The sequence below is a fragment of the Methanohalophilus mahii DSM 5219 genome, from assembly GCF_000025865.1.
GTDB classification, from domain to species: Archaea; Halobacteriota; Methanosarcinia; order Methanosarcinales; family Methanosarcinaceae; genus Methanohalophilus; species Methanohalophilus mahii.
In genome coordinates this window covers 488,277-505,091 of the sequence record NC_014002.1, presented here as the reverse complement: position 1 = coordinate 505,091, position 16,815 = coordinate 488,277, and the positions used below count along the sequence as shown (strand labels likewise).

General features: G+C 40.7%; 16 protein-coding genes and 1 pseudogene. 9 read left to right on the top strand and 8 right to left on the bottom strand.

Going from position 1 to position 16,815, the window contains the following annotated elements; all coding sequences use genetic code 11:
- Positions 1 to 142: 142 nt before the first annotated feature.
- The 3 genes from MMAH_RS02405 to eif1A form a co-directional block, all read right to left on the bottom strand.
- Complete coding sequence (locus tag MMAH_RS02405; protein ID WP_013036955.1) at positions 143 to 613, bottom strand: MarR family winged helix-turn-helix transcriptional regulator; 471 nt, start codon at positions 611 to 613, stop codon at positions 143 to 145.
- 376 nt (positions 614 to 989) lie between these two features.
- Positions 990 to 2,066, bottom strand: coding sequence for a KamA family radical SAM protein (locus tag MMAH_RS02400; protein WP_013036954.1), 1,077 nt, complete (start codon positions 2,064 to 2,066; stop codon positions 990 to 992).
- A gap of 198 nt (positions 2,067 to 2,264) precedes the next feature.
- Positions 2,265 to 2,600 carry a translation initiation factor eIF-1A gene (gene eif1A / locus MMAH_RS02390; RefSeq protein ID WP_048902088.1) on the bottom strand — a complete coding sequence of 112 codons (336 nt, stop codon included), beginning with the start codon at positions 2,598 to 2,600 and terminating at the stop codon, positions 2,265 to 2,267.
- Between the two features lie 420 nt (positions 2,601 to 3,020).
- Between eif1A and MMAH_RS02385 the strand changes: the two genes are divergently transcribed.
- The 4 genes and pseudogenes from MMAH_RS02385 to acnA all read left to right on the top strand — a co-directional run bounded on the left by MMAH_RS02385 (position 3,021) and on the right by acnA (position 8,328).
- Positions 3,021 to 3,446 carry a hypothetical protein gene (locus MMAH_RS02385; RefSeq protein ID WP_013036952.1) on the top strand — a complete coding sequence of 142 codons (426 nt, stop codon included), beginning with the start codon at positions 3,021 to 3,023 and terminating at the stop codon, positions 3,444 to 3,446.
- A gap of 73 nt (positions 3,447 to 3,519) precedes the next feature.
- Entirely contained in the window at positions 3,520 to 4,158 is a 639-nt protein-coding gene (locus MMAH_RS02380) for a CDGSH iron-sulfur domain-containing protein (protein WP_013036951.1), read from the top strand.
- Positions 4,159 to 4,423: 265 nt separating this feature from the next.
- Positions 4,424 to 5,524, top strand: a pseudogene (locus tag MMAH_RS02375) (citrate/2-methylcitrate synthase).
- Positions 5,525 to 5,550: 26 nt separating this feature from the next.
- Positions 5,551 to 8,328 carry an aconitate hydratase AcnA gene (gene acnA / locus MMAH_RS02370; protein ID WP_013036950.1) on the top strand — a complete coding sequence of 926 codons (2,778 nt, stop codon included), beginning with the start codon at positions 5,551 to 5,553 and terminating at the stop codon, positions 8,326 to 8,328.
- Positions 8,329 to 8,503: 175 nt separating this feature from the next.
- Here acnA and MMAH_RS02365 read toward each other — a convergent pair whose 3' ends face one another.
- Positions 8,504 to 8,935 (bottom strand): FKBP-type peptidyl-prolyl cis-trans isomerase, encoded by a 432-nt coding sequence (locus tag MMAH_RS02365; protein WP_013036949.1) that lies wholly within the window; start codon positions 8,933 to 8,935, stop codon positions 8,504 to 8,506.
- Between the two features lie 169 nt (positions 8,936 to 9,104).
- Here MMAH_RS02365 and MMAH_RS02360 point away from each other — a divergent pair, with 169 nt between their 5' ends.
- Complete coding sequence (locus MMAH_RS02360) at positions 9,105 to 10,328, top strand: NAD(P)-dependent malic enzyme (protein WP_013036948.1); 1,224 nt, start codon at positions 9,105 to 9,107, stop codon at positions 10,326 to 10,328.
- A gap of 5 nt (positions 10,329 to 10,333) precedes the next feature.
- On the opposite strand, the gene MMAH_RS02355 is transcribed toward MMAH_RS02360, so the two are convergent.
- Positions 10,334 to 11,158 (bottom strand): 4Fe-4S binding protein, encoded by an 825-nt coding sequence (locus tag MMAH_RS02355; RefSeq protein ID WP_013036947.1) that lies wholly within the window; start codon positions 11,156 to 11,158, stop codon positions 10,334 to 10,336.
- A 158-nt stretch (positions 11,159 to 11,316) separates the two neighbouring features.
- Positions 11,317 to 12,000 (bottom strand): hypothetical protein, encoded by a 684-nt coding sequence (locus MMAH_RS02350; protein WP_013036946.1) that lies wholly within the window; start codon positions 11,998 to 12,000, stop codon positions 11,317 to 11,319.
- A 125-nt stretch (positions 12,001 to 12,125) separates the two neighbouring features.
- Between MMAH_RS02350 and MMAH_RS02345 the strand changes: the two genes are divergently transcribed.
- Entirely contained in the window at positions 12,126 to 13,163 is a 1,038-nt protein-coding gene (locus MMAH_RS02345) for a radical SAM protein (RefSeq protein ID WP_013036945.1), read from the top strand.
- A gap of 59 nt (positions 13,164 to 13,222) precedes the next feature.
- Here the strand turns inward: MMAH_RS02345 and MMAH_RS02340 are convergent, their stop codons facing one another.
- Both MMAH_RS02340 and MMAH_RS02335 read right to left on the bottom strand, forming a co-directional pair.
- Positions 13,223 to 13,726: a type 1 glutamine amidotransferase domain-containing protein gene (locus MMAH_RS02340; protein ID WP_013036944.1), complete on the bottom strand. Its 504-nt coding sequence runs from the start codon at positions 13,724 to 13,726 to the stop codon at positions 13,223 to 13,225.
- 45 nt (positions 13,727 to 13,771) lie between these two features.
- A complete protein-coding gene (locus tag MMAH_RS02335; RefSeq protein WP_013036943.1) occupies positions 13,772 to 14,137 on the bottom strand; it encodes a carboxymuconolactone decarboxylase family protein in 366 nt (121 codons plus the stop codon).
- A gap of 877 nt (positions 14,138 to 15,014) precedes the next feature.
- Between MMAH_RS02335 and MMAH_RS02330 the strand changes: the two genes are divergently transcribed.
- From MMAH_RS02330 to MMAH_RS02320, 3 genes are all read left to right on the top strand, one after another.
- Positions 15,015 to 15,518 carry a CBS domain-containing protein gene (locus MMAH_RS02330; protein WP_013036942.1) on the top strand — a complete coding sequence of 168 codons (504 nt, stop codon included), beginning with the start codon at positions 15,015 to 15,017 and terminating at the stop codon, positions 15,516 to 15,518.
- A 181-nt stretch (positions 15,519 to 15,699) separates the two neighbouring features.
- Positions 15,700 to 16,062 (top strand): Mth938-like domain-containing protein, encoded by a 363-nt coding sequence (locus tag MMAH_RS02325; RefSeq protein WP_048902235.1) that lies wholly within the window; start codon positions 15,700 to 15,702, stop codon positions 16,060 to 16,062.
- A 57-nt stretch (positions 16,063 to 16,119) separates the two neighbouring features.
- The gene (locus tag MMAH_RS02320) at positions 16,120 to 16,815 is read left to right on the top strand and encodes a 4Fe-4S binding protein (protein WP_013036940.1); all 696 of its coding nucleotides are present in this window, start codon (positions 16,120 to 16,122) and stop codon (positions 16,813 to 16,815) included.

Here is a 16,815-nt window from a genome sequence, read left to right as displayed (position 1 = left end):
GTAAGTATTTATTCAAATATGCTGGATTTCTTGTATACGAACCCTTGACTATATATTGACAAACTGGACCATGCAATTCCACTATATATAACTTATCATTTATTAATAGAAGGATTTGTTTATACCAATTATTTTAATTATATTAAATAGATTTCAAGATTTTACGCTCAAGATTTACTACTGAACGCATGCTTTCCAGCATTTTTTCAACCTCTTCATCCTCAAGGTCTTTAATCATAACATCAACAATTTTTTCCATACAATCTTCAATAACTTCCATATATTTGTATCCGGAAGAAGTCAGGGATATCCATGCCTTTCTCCTATCTGTGGGATCTGATGTTCTTTTGACCAATCCTTCTTTCTCCAGAGAATCTATCATGCTGGTAACACTGCTTTTTTTCAAGTTAAGGAACTTGGCAAGGGAAGGCATCATTTCTTTTTCCCGCCCGAGTATCAGGATCGCATGACCACGGTTCTTCAAATTTGGCAACGGCCCTGAATTGTCCTCAAAAACTTTCTCTATAGCATCATACAGGACTTTATGAGACAAAATATCATATTCCAACTTCAATTCTGCCAGTTCCTTCTTTGGGGAATCTACAATTTCCAATCCGCAACATCTCCGCAATATAATTTAAGATCCGAATAATCCGTTTATCGAACAACCGAGGTGATAATATATAAATTTAATTATTGAACTAATTAATAAAATAGAGATGGCTTGCCAGCTGTAGAAAATAGTGAAAAACCTGTAATGAACTGGGGAAGGGATACAAGCAAATCCCTCCCGTTTGGAACGAGTGCTAGACACCAATTTTAATATATATACTTGTCGCTCATGAAACCATCATATGAACTAATTAGAACTGAATATAAAATCGGGCTTATTGCTAACTTAAAAAATAGAAATTTATGAGAAATATATAAATATTATAGATCATAGGTGCCAGCGAACTGACACCGTATAATCTGAAAAATAGTTCCTTTTACTCGGGTATATTCGGGATTTCCGTTAATTCACCCCGATGATTCCTGAGAACATATTTTTCCTCATCTTTATCTACCATATAATAATCCGGCATCAAAGGAATTTTACCAACGTTGGTCGCAATTACATACATTGGCTGAGCAAGTCCTGTTGTGTGCCCGCGCAGACCATCGCGTATCAATTCAGCGCCTTTTTCTACCGGAGTACGGAAATGATCGATACCCGGTGCAGGTTCACAGTAGAACAGATAATACGGCCTGATTCTTGCAGTCAGCAGTTTCTGATGCAAATCCCTTATGGTTTGCACATCATCATTTATGCCTTTCAACAATACGGCCTGATTACCTACATTAACACCTGCAGATACAAGGTCATAGACCGCCCGTTTTGTTTTATCAGTAATTTCTTTGGGATGATTACACTGGGTGTTCAGCCAAATTGGTACATCATGATACCCACCAAGTATCCTTTTCAGATTATCGGTGATCCTGTGAGGCAAAACAATAGGCAAACGTGATCCAATACGGATCATTTCAACATGGGGAATATCCCGAAGGCTTTCAATAATATATTCAATCTTTTCATCCGATAAAAGGAGAGGGTCCCCACCCGTAATCAGAACGTCCCGGACCTCAGGATGCTGGCGAATCCATTCAATACCATCATCCACATTAAAGTCCAGTTTCAGATCATGGCTTACAACAAGTTCTTTCCTGAAACAATGGCGACAATAGATACCACATTCCTGGAAAACAGTGAATGCAACCCTGTCCTTATACTGCCTGGCTATACTATCAGGCCGTACTTCTTCGGTTGCCCTGTTTTCTTTCCAGACAAGGTAATCCTTCATCCCATACTTGTTATGTGATTCCTGAAGGGATGGGACAACCTGTTTCCTGATTGGACACTCTGGATCATCCTTGTCCATAAGGGAAGCAAAATAAGGTGTAGTACCCCAGTGTGTATCAAGGGTTTTTATGGCTTCCCTTTCAGATTCAGTCAGGTTGATTATTTCTTCGAGCTTTTCAAGAGAATTAATTTGATTGGTAATTTGATCTTTCCATTCTTCACTCATTATAGTGAATACTCCTTATCAAGAGATAAAAGTCATAAAATATATTGTTTATGGTAGATATCCATATATAGAACAAGTATTTTTGCTCAAATTTAGACAAAATAAAAACATCCAGGCAAGCCCAAAAGAGATCTAATTTAAAACTGCATTGCGTGAATGGATGGAAAACTCCATCCCTGCAACACATTAAGTGAAAAATCATTTCAGATAACCTTTTTTCTGAAGCCAGGCAACTTCCTGTCTTCTGTATTTCCAGACGACATCGGCTTTTGAATCCTGAATATCCCACGGTATTGCAAGAACAACATCACCTTCCCGTATTCTCATACGTCTTTTACGGGAACCGGGAATTCTTCCCATTCTTACAACGCCATCCATACATTGAAGGTCGAGTCTTTTGCCTCCAAGCATTCTGGATACTGTAGCAACAATTTCATTCTTGTCCTTACGCGGAGTCCGGACTTTAGTAAATTGTGCTCCCTCGCTCTGTTGTTTATTCTTATTCTTTTTTTTATTATAGTTGTTATAAGCCAGATCGATACCTCATTTAGATTTTATGAAGGAATACTATTTTAGTGATCAGAAGACGGAATTAATACAAATTATCCTCAAAACAAACCCTATTTCTGATTATAAATTATGCAATCACAACGTTGACCTATATGCATTCAACATATTTAAATCCAATTGAACAGACCAAAATAAAGACTGAAATATATTAACTAGTTGTAATTGTAAATGAATCACAAAACAAGAATCATCAGGCCACTTCCAGTCTACAGTTGCAACACATGATTGCATTTGCAGCCCGGGTTAACAGAAAGCACAGATTAACATCAATATTGTTTTCCACTATCCGGTCCAATTTACTCCAATATAATACATAACAGTACATCTGAAACCGGCATCTGTTATAAACCAGAAGTACAATATTATTTTAGGGGAGGGATTTCCATGAACAACGACAGGGAAGATTTCTGGGATAAACAATCCTTTGTAATAATAACTGACAATACCAAACCGGCAATGAAGTACACCATAGATGAACTCAATAAAAGAGGAAAAGAAGTGTATATTTTTGATTTGTCCGCTAACCCCAATAAAGGGGACATAAAAAGTGTTGATGATATACCATACAATGTAGAAAATGCTGTACTGGGAATCACAACCTCCAATCCGGCAGACTTTGTGCAGGCCCTCAAAAACAGAGGATGTTCTAATTTCTGGATACACTGGCGCACCGAAACTCCCGAAATTGAAGATATAAAGGATCATGATATACAGATAATCAAGGGGAAATGTCCAATGATGTACCTGGGGAAGGATTTCAGCATCCATGGTCTGCACAGATCAATCGCTAAATTTGCAGGAAAATATTGAATAAAACACAGACATTATTTTGCAATAATTACTTAAGCTATTCAGGATAAAAGTCTGTGCAAGGGGAATTTCAATGGATAAAGAAGACAAAACCATCATAAAAGTATCAAAAGACGGGCCATACATTGTAAGCAATCTCAATACCCTGCGTAATTCAAAAGGAGTATTCATTGAAACAATGCCCACCATTGTAATGTGCAGATGTGGAGGATCCGGAAACAAGCCTTTTTGTGATGGTACTCATATGAAGAACGGTTTTTCAGGGGATAAGAAAGAAGATCGCGTTCCTGACAAAATGGATACTTACAAAGGAAAAGCAATCACAATCCATGACAACCGCGGAGTATGTTCCCATATGGGCCACTGTACCGACAATTTGCCTTCGGTTTTCAGGATGGGCATTGAACCCTGGATCGACCCTGATGGCGCTGATCCGGAAGAAATCGCAAGAATTATCAGGATGTGCCCGTCCGGAGCATTGAGTTACACCATGGATGGACAATTGCACAAAGATTATCCGCATGATTCAGAAGTATTTGTCGGGAAGGACCGTTCCTATAATGTTGTGGGAGATATTGAACTTGAGGGTCCGGATGGTTCTAAGCCTGAAACCCAGGACCATTATTGCCTGTGCAGATGCGGTGGCTCCAAAAATAAACCATTCTGCGATGGCAGTCACTGGCACATTGAATTCGAGGATGAGAAAAACTGAAACTCCTGTACATCTGTTGGAAAAGCATAATAGGAAACGGGTTGGTTTATATCGTAAATCGCCGGTTGAAGTCTTTTTTTAAGAAGAATATCTCTGCCACTGTTGCGGATACAATACTTTATCGGATTTACACTTCACCATCGTCGTGATAAATGTTGCAACAAAATAATACCATTATACTATAACCATCCCCCTAATCATCAATACACAAAGGAATTAATAATAATCCCCCAACTATATATACTAAATTGAGGGGGAAATCTTGATGAAAAGAGAAGTTGAAAAGGGGCTTGAAAATATAGTTGCTTTGGAATCAAGTATAACTTTCATAGACGGGGAAAGGGGAATATTACAATATCGTGGCTATGATGTAGATAAACTTGCCAATTTGACTTATGATGAAGTATCCTATTTACTGATTCATGGAAAAATTCCTGAAGATTAGGAACTTGAATATTATTCCAGAACTCTCAAAGATGAGCGCAGTATCGGGATTGATCTGATTGAGGTTCTTGGATATTGTAATTTCAATATAGAAGCAATGGATGCCCTGAGGACAGTTACATCTTTCATGTCCTATTGTGACCCGGATATGAACACAAATAACACACAGGCTAATATCAGAAAAAGAATGCGTATGATAGCAAGATTCCCCACCATTGTCACATCGTTTTCAAGGCTTAAGAGAGGCCTGAAAGTAATTGAGCCAGATTTTGAAATGTCCCGCGGGGCAAATTTTTTCTACATGCTCAGGGGAACCCGGCCCACAGACCTTGAAGCCCGAATCATTGAATCTGATTTCATCCTGAGTGCCGACCATGAATTAAACCCTTCAACCTTTGCGGCAAGAACCATCACATCAACGCTTTCTGACCTGCATTCAGCCATCATTGGAGGACTGTGTACCCTCAAAGGACCCCTGCATGGTGGAGCAAGAATGGCAGTAATGAATATGTTTGACGACATTGACTCTCCAAAAGATGCGCAAAGTTTTGTTCTGGACAAAATCGAAAAACACGAGAAATTGATGGGATTTGGACACTGTGTATACAAAACATATGATCCCAGAGCCAGAGTTTACAAGCAGCTTGCACGTGAGATTGCAATGGAGAAGAACGACATGAAGTGGTTTGAGATTGCCGAGAATATAGAAAGGGTCGCATATGAAGAATATGTGCAAAATAGGGGTAAACATATATATCCGAATGTCGATTTTTATTCCGGTGTCATCTACAAATATCTTGACATCCCCCCTAAACTTGCAACGGCAGTTTTTGCCACTGGAAGGATATCGGGCTGGATTGCACATTGTCTCGAACAATATTCAGATAACAGGTTGATAAGACCACGTGCAAAATTCGTATAACGAATTTATATTTACAGGTGCCAACTATGGATAATAATTCAGTTTCTTTTAAAGCAAGAGATACTCTTGACACCATGGGTAAGAAGAGTACTATATACCGTCTGGATAAACTTGAGGAAAATGGCCTTTGCAAAATTTCTTCCCTTCCCTATTCTATCCGGGTATTACTGGAAAATCTAGTAAGGAATACAGATGGGAAAGTTGTAACTGAAGAGGACGTAAAAAACCTTGCAGGCTGGAAACCCGGCAATATACCAAAAACGGATGTCCCATACATCCCTTCAAGGGTAATCCTGCAGGATTTTACAGGCGTGCCCGCAGTTGTTGATATTGCCGCAATCAGGTCTGCAATGAAAAGACTTGGCGGAAATCCCGAGGAAATTAACCCCGTTATTCCTGCAGACCTTATTATAGATCACTCAGTACAGGTCGATTGCTATGGCACTTCCTATGCAAGAAACTGTAATGAGAAACATGAGTTCCAGAGAAACGGAGAACGTTATGAACTGCTGCATTGGGCTCAGAATGCCTTTGACAATTTCAACGTAGTACCTCCGGGAAGCGGCATAATCCACCAGGTAAACCTTGAACACCTGGCAAATGTAGTACATCTGCGGGAAGAAAACGGCGAAACTGTCGCCTATCCCGATACTCTTGTAGGAACCGATTCCCATACAACAATGATCAATGGCCTGGGTGTCCTGGGATGGGGCGTTGGTGGTATTGAGGCTGAAGCAGTTATGCTTGGACAACCTTACTATATGCCAATTCCTGAAGTTGTGGGTTTTGAATTGAGAGGAGAACTGAAAGATGGGATCACAGCCACAGATCTTGTACTCACAGTAACCCAGATGCTCAGGGAACACGGTGTTGTAGGTAAATTCGTGGAATTCTATGGTCCCGGTTACAGGAAACTTTCCCTGCCTGACAGGGCAATCCTTGCCAACATGGGTCCTGAATACGGCGCAACAATGGGATTTTGCCCTGTTGACGAAGTTACACTGGATTACATGCGCATGACCGGCCGCAGTGAAGAACATGTGAATATGGTTCGCCAATATTGCAAGGAACAGGGCCTGTTTGCAGAAAGTGATGCACCGGTTCCGGAATATACCTCATCTCTTGGACTTGACATGGGTACTGTACAGCCCTCCCTTGCAGGTCCGAAAAGGCCACAGGACCGGATTGTGCTAAGTGATATGTCCGCAGCTTTCCACAAGACAATGAAAGATGTATTCTCTCTGGAAAAGGGAAGTGAAGATTTCGAGAATGATCCGGATTACAGTCGCTGGCTTGAAGAGGGTGGTTATAACGTTGTGGAAAAAACACATCCCGACCACAGCGGGATCATGAAGATCAAATGTGAAGGAGAAGAGGTAGACTTAAACCACGGTTCCGTCACTATTGCTTCCATCACATCCTGTACCAATACCTCAAATCCGTCAGTTCTTATCGGTGCCGGACTTGTTGCGAAAAAGGCAGTTGAAAGAGGACTTAAGGTCAAACCATTCGTGAAAACCAGTCTTGGACCCGGATCAAAGGCAGTAATGGACTATCTGGAAGCAGCCGGCCTTGTACCTTACTTGGAAGCCCTGGGATTCCATCTTGTGGGCTACGGCTGTCTCACATGTATCGGGAACAGTGGACCCCTGCATGAAGCGGTAGTAAAGGAAATTGAGGACCGTGACCTGACCGTTGCATCGGTACTCAGCGGAAACAGGAATTTCGAAGGCAGGATCAGTCCCCATGTAAAAGCCAATTACCTAGCATCCCCTATGCTCGTTGTTGCCTTTGCTCTGGCAGGCACGGTGGATATTGACCTCACAAAAGAACCTATTGCATGCGACCCGAACGGTGAACCGGTCTACCTGAAGGATATCTGGCCTGCAAACGGTGAGATAGAACAGTATTGTGGTGAATATGTACAACCCGAAATGTTTGAAAAAGAATATGCCAATGTATTCCAGGGAACTGAACGGTGGCAGGAACTTGACGCTCCGGAAGGATTACTGTACGACTGGAACAACGAATCTACCTACATACAGGAACCTCCATTTTTCCAGGACTTCCCTGTTGATATCGAAAATATGGAAGATATAAAGGATGCAAGAGCACTTGTAGTTGTGGATGACAGCATTACCACCGACCATATATCTCCGGCAGGCTCGATTCCTGCTGACTATCCTGCAGGCAGGTACCTGATGGAACACGGTGTAGCGGAAAATGAATTCAATTCTTATGGATCCAGAAGGGGCAACCACGAAGTAATGATGCGTGGAACCTTCGGTAACGTGCGCCTGAAAAACAAACTTGTGCCTGGCAAGGAAGGTTCATGGACAGTGTACCTCCCTGAGGCAGAAGAGATGCCAATATATGATGCTGCCATGAAATACATGGAAAATAACATTCCACTGGTGGTAATCGCAGGCAAGGAATATGGAACAGGCAGCTCCCGTGACTGGGCGGCCAAGGGCACACAACTTCTCGGTGTAAAAGCCGTGATCGCACAGTCCTATGAAAGAATTCACCGCAGTAATCTTGTGGGAATGGGAGTAATCCCCCTGCAGTTCAGGGAAGGTGAAAATAAAGAAAGCCTGGGACTTGAAGGTGATGAAACCTACACCATCAAGGGCATCCCGGAAATGAAACCCGGCGGAGAACTCGAGGTTGTAGCCCGCCACCCGGATGGAAATGAAGTCACATTCAATGTAACTGTAAATCTCAATTCCGATATAGAGGTGGACTACTGCAAAAATGGTGGAATTCTGCACAAGTTCCTGAGGGACAAGGCAAAAGGGGAATAATTCCCCACCCACTTTTTTCCTTTTACTTCCTGGATTTAAATCTATAGTGGATTTATATATTAATTAATATTATAAATTTCCAGAGCCTTCGCTGGTTAAAATATATTGGGAAAAACATTAATCAGAAAGCAGTAATTTCAGGAAAGGAATTAGGGAATTAGATGAAAAAGAGATATCAGGATGATATCTCTTTGACCTGTATATTAAAATTCAATGCCTTTCCTGCAAGAGGATGATTCATGTCGAGTATGACTTCCTCATCGCCCACTTCAACAATCTTTGCAGGAAGCTCCTGGCCATCAGGTGTTTTTACCAGCAACATCATTCCAACTTCAACGTCAATATCTGACTGAATGTTGTCTTTAGGTACTGGTTGGGAAAGACCCTCATTGTATTCACCATAAGCTTCAGAAGGCTCAAGTCTGAACTCTTTTTCTTCACCTTCTTTCATATCTCTGACAGCATCGTCAAATCCCTGGATAACCTGACCTGCCCCTACAGTAAATTCAAGAGGCTCCTCATGGTTTTCGGAACTGTCGAAAACTGTGCCATCATCCAGAGTACCTTTATAATCGATCTTTATTGTGTCGCCATCTTTTATTGACAATATATCAACTCAGTGTTGTATAAAAACGAGTTCTCACTCATCTCATAGCCAACCGAGGTACTCTACCTTACTTAGGTGTTTTGGGTGAAATTCGAAGTAGCGAGATTATAAGTAGATAGCCTTCACAATTATAAATTAAGGATTAACCAGCACAAAGGGGGAGTAAAAGTTGAAACATTTGACAGTAAAATCGTGCATGGAAACCGATGACTCACTGGGAGAAGAGTCTCTTCAATTACACGAAAAGCATCACGGTGTTCTTGAAGTGGCAAGCAAAGTGCATATGGACAATACCCAGGACTTAAGCATCGCCTATACTCCCGGTGTTGCCGAGCCCTGCAAGCGGATCGCTGAAAACAAAGATGATGTATATAAATATACACTGAAAGAGAACACTGTCGCAATCATAACAGACGGCTCAGCCATTCTGGGGCTGGGAAACATAGGTGCATCTGCAGGTTTACCTGTTATGGAAGGTAAAGCCATTATATTCAAGGAACTTGCAGGAATCAATGCATTCCCTATATGTCTTGATACCCAGGAAACCGAAGAAATTATTAAAACTGTCAAAAACATCGCCCCGGTTTTCGGAGGGATCAATCTCGAAGACATAAGTGCACCCCGCTGCTTTGAGATTGAAGAGCGGCTCAAAAAAGAATTGTCAATACCCGTGACACATGACGACCAGCATGGAACCGCAATAGTTACAATAGCAGGCCTACTGAATTCACTAAAACTTACAGGCAAAAAAATCAATGAGATAAAGGTGGTCATATCTGGCGCCGGTGCTGCAGGCATGGCCATTGCCAAAAAACTCCTTCATACAGGAGTGAGGCCTGAAAACCTGCTTGTATGTGACAGACATGGAATTATCAGCAAAAAACGTACAGAAGGGATGAATCCTGAAAAAGAGAAAATCGCTGAATTTTCAAATACTGAAGAAATAGAAGGGAATATTGATGACGCTGTAGCTGGATCTGATGTATTTATAGGTGTATCTGTTCCCGGAATCCTTACAGAAAAAATGGTCGCTTCCATGAACAATGACGCCATTATCTTTGCCATGGCGAATCCCATACCTGAAATCATGCCATCCAAGGCCTTTGAAGCAGGCGCCCGTATAGTGGCAACCGGAAGATCGGATTGTCCCAACCAGATCAATAATTGTCTGGGATTTCCGGGAATCTTCAAAGGTGCACTGGAAACCAGAGCCACACAGATAAACCTGGAGATGGAACTTGCAGCCGCTAATGCCCTTGCTGCAATTGTGGAGCAGGATGGCATTGAAGAAAATTACATAATACCCAATCCTCTTGACAAAAGAGTGGTACCTGCTGTGGCAAAGGCTGTTGCAGATGCGGCTATTAAGAGTGGTGTCGCCCGTAAAAAATGATGGAATTAAAGGACTGTATCTCTGTATTCAGCAAACCCCCGCCTGTCAAGCAGGTCACCAAAACGTTCTCCATCCTGTCCGTATTTCCTGTAATAGGCAAGCGTTTTTTCGAGAATAGAGAACAGGCGATTTTCATCTGTAAATTCAATTGGTTTGTCACAGGAGCGGGGGAAGCGCCCGACCTTGCCTCCTACAAATATAGCGTAACCGGATTCTGCACCATTGATTGCAGATTTTTTGCAGGACGAGATGCATTCTCCACAAAATATGCAACTGTTACTATCGATATCTAACTGGCCGTTATCAATGCTTATGGCGTCGGCCTTACAAATCTTTTCACAAAGACCACAGGCCACACAATTGTTTTCGATCCATTCAGGTCGTACCACTCCCATAATACCGAAATCATTTTCCTGAGGTTTCATGCAGGATGCAGGACAGCCGGTTATTGCAATCTTGAATTTTTTGGAAGCATAGGTTCCAAAATATATCTCATCGATTCTTGCAGCCAGTTCAGGACAGTTAATGAGACCGTGGTTGCAGACGGTGATACCCTGACAGGCAACTACGCCTCTTACTTTCTGGCCGGTTGCACCACCAAAAATGCCTGCATCCTCCATATCTTCAGTAATGTTTTCAACGTCATCCATATCCACAAAAGGAATCTCCGCACCCTGTCGCGAGGTAATATGGACATGCCCTGCCACATATTTTTCTGCAGCATCTGTCAGAGCACGCAGCTGATTTGCCTCTACACACCCGCCAACAAGATGTGTACACATTGAAAATTTATTGTCCAGTTTCTGGGGCAGAAAACCATTATTCTTCAAGGAATCCGGTTTATTTTTTAGTATTCATGGTAGTCCCTTATTAGCCGGAGTGAAGAAAAAAGAGTATATAAATATGGTGATTTCATCCCACGAATATTTGTAACATTTCGATTCTTTGAGAACTTACTTTTAAATATATGCTACTAATTAATTAGGTGTCAAACAGATTCAAAGAATTTAACTGCAAAATCACAATATTGGATTATTGTATCTTTATCCAATTCGAACTCCTTTCTGTTACCGAGATAATTTATTGATTTAGGAGTTATTTCTTTTCCCTTTTTCAATTCCTGATAAGTAATACATTTTATATGTTTTTTAGAAACAACTATAAAAAAGCAATTTTCATAAGGATAATCTTCCCCTGCATCTTTAAGTTTAAATGATTCACTTTTCCTGAATTTAACTTCCACAAATGATACTTCATGTGTTTTCGGATTTTGCACCACAAAATCAGGCATCCTTCTTATGTTAGTTGCAACATCACTGCGTACACCTTTGAGAAGTTGCATCACTCCAGGTATTGTATTTTCCATTCCATACCTAAATACAGAAAAACCCAATTGTAAAAATAATTCCTCTATGAGAGTTTCAGCAATTCTACCTTTGATCATATTCTCCGGGTTGCGCCAACCCTGTTTCCAGTTTGATACAGAATTAGTTTGATCTACATTTCCATTTTGATCATCTTTTTCGCTTTCATTCGAAGATGAGTTAGTATGATCAATCGTAGCAGAATCTTTTTGATGCCGTCTGCATAAAGCGCGTCCGAATTTATTCATAGAATATTTATATTCAGCAGAAGTAATCGAATCATTACATACAAAACAACAATAATCCATCTATAAGCACCTAAAAGATGAACACCCTCATAATTTTTAAATATTTCTCAATTAATAATTGGATGAATGATAAATAGGACTGAATACCACAATATATTCAACCCTAGAATAACATATATTCCCTCATGGATTCTCCAAAATTTCTGAATCGCTACCATGCAGTCACAAATAATCAATTACCTGCACAGTTTCAAATTGTGAAAAGCATACCTACAAGATATGATATATCTAAATCTCTGGATGAACTCTGGAACATACATGAAAGGTCCATGGAACAATATCGCAGTTTGCTTGATCTTATCGATTCGGAAAAGAGATATCCGGAAAAACTTACTGCAGCCTGCACATCCTTACTGGACCTGAAAATAGCAATTGCGGAGAAACTAATCGAAAAATGCTGCCTCTGTGAGCATAGGTGTGATGTGAATCGCAAAAGGGATGAGAAGGGATTTTGTCGATTGACAGAAACATCCAGGTACACCTCTGAATTTTTACACATGGGAGAAGAGTCCGAACTGGTCCCCTCACATACGATATTCTTCACAGGATGTGTGTTTGGCTGTGTATACTGCCAGAACTGGGATATATCCGCTTATCCCGAAAAAGGCCACCAAGTAAATCCCGCCAACCTAGCTGCAATTATCAGGGAAAGAAGGCATTCTGGCGCCAGAAATGTAAATTTTGTTACACCTACCCCTCATGCTCACAATATACTGAAAATCCTCAGAGAAGTTTCCGTGAATATACCTGTTATCTGGAATTCCAACATGTATCATACCAGGGAAATCGCAAAGTTACTGGAGGGAGTGATAGATGTATATCTTACCGATTTCAAGTATGGAAGCGACAGATGCGCAAAAAAGTACTCCAAGGTGCAGAATTATCTGGAAATTGTCAAACGTAATCATGAAATAGCCTATCAAAAGGCGGAAATTATCATAAGGCACCTTGTCCTGCCAGAACATCTGGAATGTTGCACAAAGCCGGTTGTCAGGTGGATAGCAAAGCATGTGCCAGAAGTAAGGTTTAACCTCATGTTTCAATACACACCACAGTACAGATCCAGAGAGTATCCGGAAATATCCCGACGACTGCTTCCGGATGAAAAAGAGAAGGCAATAGCTATCGTAAAAGAATCAGGTATTGAGGATATATTAATCTGATTATATCAAAAAAAGAAAGAAATAGATTATGAATCCGGAGATATCCCGGAAACCATATTTCATCTTTTAATCAAACCAAGCAACTCACGTCCAAAGGCGAAAAGGTCACCCGGATGACGTGAAGTGACCAAATTGTCATCAACTACCACTTCACTATCACGATAATCTGCACCTGCTATAATCAGGTCATCCCTGATACCGGGCCAGCAGGTGGCCTTGCGACCATCCAGCACCCGGGCGGAGATCAGGAGCTGCGGGCCGTGACAGATAGCAGCCACAGGTTTTTCTTCATTCATGAAATGCTTCACTATATCCAGCGCATATTCATTCAACCGCATGATCTCAGGTCCCTTGCCACCGGAAATAACCAGTGCATCGTGTTCTTCGGGATCTATCTCATCAAAGGACAGGTCCGCTTCGACATGATAGCCGTGTTTGCCTTCAATGGTACCACGGGAAACAGATGCCACCCTCGCATCTATACCTTCCTCTTTCAACCTGTGCAAAGGATAAAACAGCTCGAGATCTTCGAAACCATCGGCTCCAAAAACTAAAACTTTCATTCAAATGTACCCCCATATAAAATTTAAAGCCAGAATAATGCGAGATTATTCCTTGAGAAGTTTCAACGCATCCCTGCAGGCAGCTACCGCGGGTGCACCCGAGGTTATGGATATGACTTCCATGGTTTCCATAATCTCTTCGGCCGTAGCCCCGTTTTTCAAGGCACTCTGCATCTGTACAACCGTGCATCGTTCACATTGCTTGGATGCCACCACTGCAAGTGCCATAAGGATCTTCATCTTTGCAGGCAGCGCACCGTCTGACAGGAGTTTCTGATTGCAATGATTGTATTTTTTCAGGAAATGCGGATCGATCTCGCCCAATGTTTTCAGGATCTGCGGAGTGAAACCCAGTTTGTTACTCATACTGTCCAGTAATTCTTCATGTTCAAGTTCTTCGTGTTCAGACATGTAATACCCCCATTTGGTACATGCGTTTCTGGTTGCATGCTATATAAATACATTTGGTGAAGAACAATTCTTCACAGAAGTAGTTTACAACCTAATTAATATTATATCTTTTTGTTACTTAATTTTGGTTAGCAAAAATATAAAAGCTAATTAGTCTATTATATTGTGGTTGAATTTTTTAATTGCTTAAAAAAATCCTCACACTAAAGAAATTCTATTTCCATTTAGGTTATATGGGAAAATATCCTATTAGTGGTTGCAGCCGGGAACTTTTGCAGCAGGTTCCTGAACTGGATACAGCCGAAGGGGTTCGGCTTAAAAAATGGGAGTGGGTGGTATGATTGAGAGCAGTGGATGGGGGTCCTATGCTCTCAATTCTCCTGTGTTTTAGAATGAGAAATTAATCCATAAGCTGCAAATATGCTTTTAGCAACAAAAAACAGACATAATCAGTACGATAAAGAGTGATTTGTATGATTAACTTTTGGGAATTACTCATGATATCTTTAATTTATGTATTGGTTACAAGCGCTGGATTTTATTTATTCGACTTTTTGCGTAAGATAGAATTCTAAATTCTTTTGAAATCAGGCCAGGTTTAACTTGACATGAACTGAAAACTATCTGGATATATTACATGTAACTTACACATAATCATAGTGTCAGAGTTTTACTATTTTCAAGATACTGTTCTGCTGGCCATGTGGCTGTAATGATCCTTACATTTGAATAAGTAATGGAATATACTGGCTGCAGGGGTTGCATCCTGTATCTAATTGTACCATCGGCAACAAATTTTTGTTGATTTGAATGGAAATACAGTAATAGGACCGTTTATATACTGATATATATAGATTTTATTCAGGGAGATCGGGATATGCCATTAGATGCACCGGATAAATCCAAAAATCCAGATTATAGAGATAGATTCCAGATCTCAAAACAATGTGCCACTAAAAAAATCATTGAAGTTATGACTGTGGAAGTGGTAGGAATCGATGAGAGCAGTTCTATTGAAGATACACTCGAATTAATCGGAAAATATAGGTTCCATAATTTTCCTGTTGTTGATAAGGACTACAGGCTAAAGGGTGTGATCGATCAGAACATTGTTCTGGAATTGCTGTTCCATGACAGGTTACCCAGTTCCAGTCATACTCATCTGACTGCGGTGAGGTCACTTGGCGAAGATGCAAAAAGTATCATGATCCCACACCCCCTGAAAGTATCCCGGGACACCAGCTTATGTGAAGGTGTGGATATGATGCTAAAGCACAATATAAACCATGTGTGGGTAGTGGACAACGATGATAAACTGATAGGAGTTATCACAAAACACGATGTCATTAATGAAGCGTACAGAACAAGGAGTAAGAAATGATGGAATAAATCATTCAGAATTGATGCTTACTTCATCTATTTCCAACAACATCATAGGAGTTTTCTAATAGACCTTGTAGCCAGTATGGCAACCTATGACAGGTTGAATTCGCCAATACATTATTTTTGTCAAATAAAATCTATATGCATAAAGGAACATACCCATGATCGGGGAAAAATCCATGAAGCCGAAAATAGACAGTACCAAATTCAGTTCGATTACAATAGAGGGAGAAGAGTATGAGAAGGATGTGCTTATTCGACTGAGCGGAAATATAAAGAAAAGGAAAAAGAAACTCTCAAAAGCGATATACGGCACGTCTCACAAGATATCTCTGGATGAAGCAGAACATGTTTATGAAAATGGTGCTGAGAAGATCATAATCGGTTCCGGCCAGAACGGGATGCTAGAATTATCAGATGAAGCACATGATTTTTTCAAATCGAAAGATTGCAAGGTCAAACTCTGCCCAACACCCGAGGCCATAGATAAGTGGAACTCTGCAAAAGGAAAGGTTATTGGCTTGTTCCATCTCACCTGCTAAAGCAAACGGATTTTTGAGGGACAAATTCGAACAGGCACTTTTCAAAAGGAGATAAAAATGACAGAGAACAATATTACAGAAACTTTGAGAAACCTGGCCTTTGAGTTAGATGCTGATTTTATCAGTATCACTGATAAATCCTGTTTTGAAGATTCAGATTATACTGGCAACAAGCCCCAAGATGTGATGGATAATTTACAATCAGTAATAATCCTGGGGGTTTCTTTACCACGAGGAGCTTTTGAAACGTTACCAAAAGGCAGAGGTGAATATACAAATACACTTATGGCAGCTACAACCACATTGAGGGTCATTGCATTCAAGTTAGCTAAACTTATTGAAAAAGAAGGTTATATGGCTACGATTGCTCCAAGTGAAGGAAGTGAGTACGGTTACTGGTATGCCGATCGTGAAACACTTAAAGCAGATTTATCTTTCAAATATGCTGCTTATCGTGCAGGAGTGGGAAACTTTGGCATGAATCATCTTCTGATCACAAAGGACTTTGGGCCTAAAGTGCGTATGGCCGCTATACTGACTGATGCACCATTGGATACAGAAGAAAAGGCCGAGTTGCCATTTATCAATGATGCATGCAGTGAATGCATGAAGTGTATCGAAGTATGCCCGGTTGATGCTCTTACATCAGAAGGAGTCATTCATAAAGAAAAATGCGCTGAGTATATGTTTAATGTACTTGGCGGACTTCGATGCGGACTATGCATTAAAGTGTGCCCTTTGAACAATTTTTAA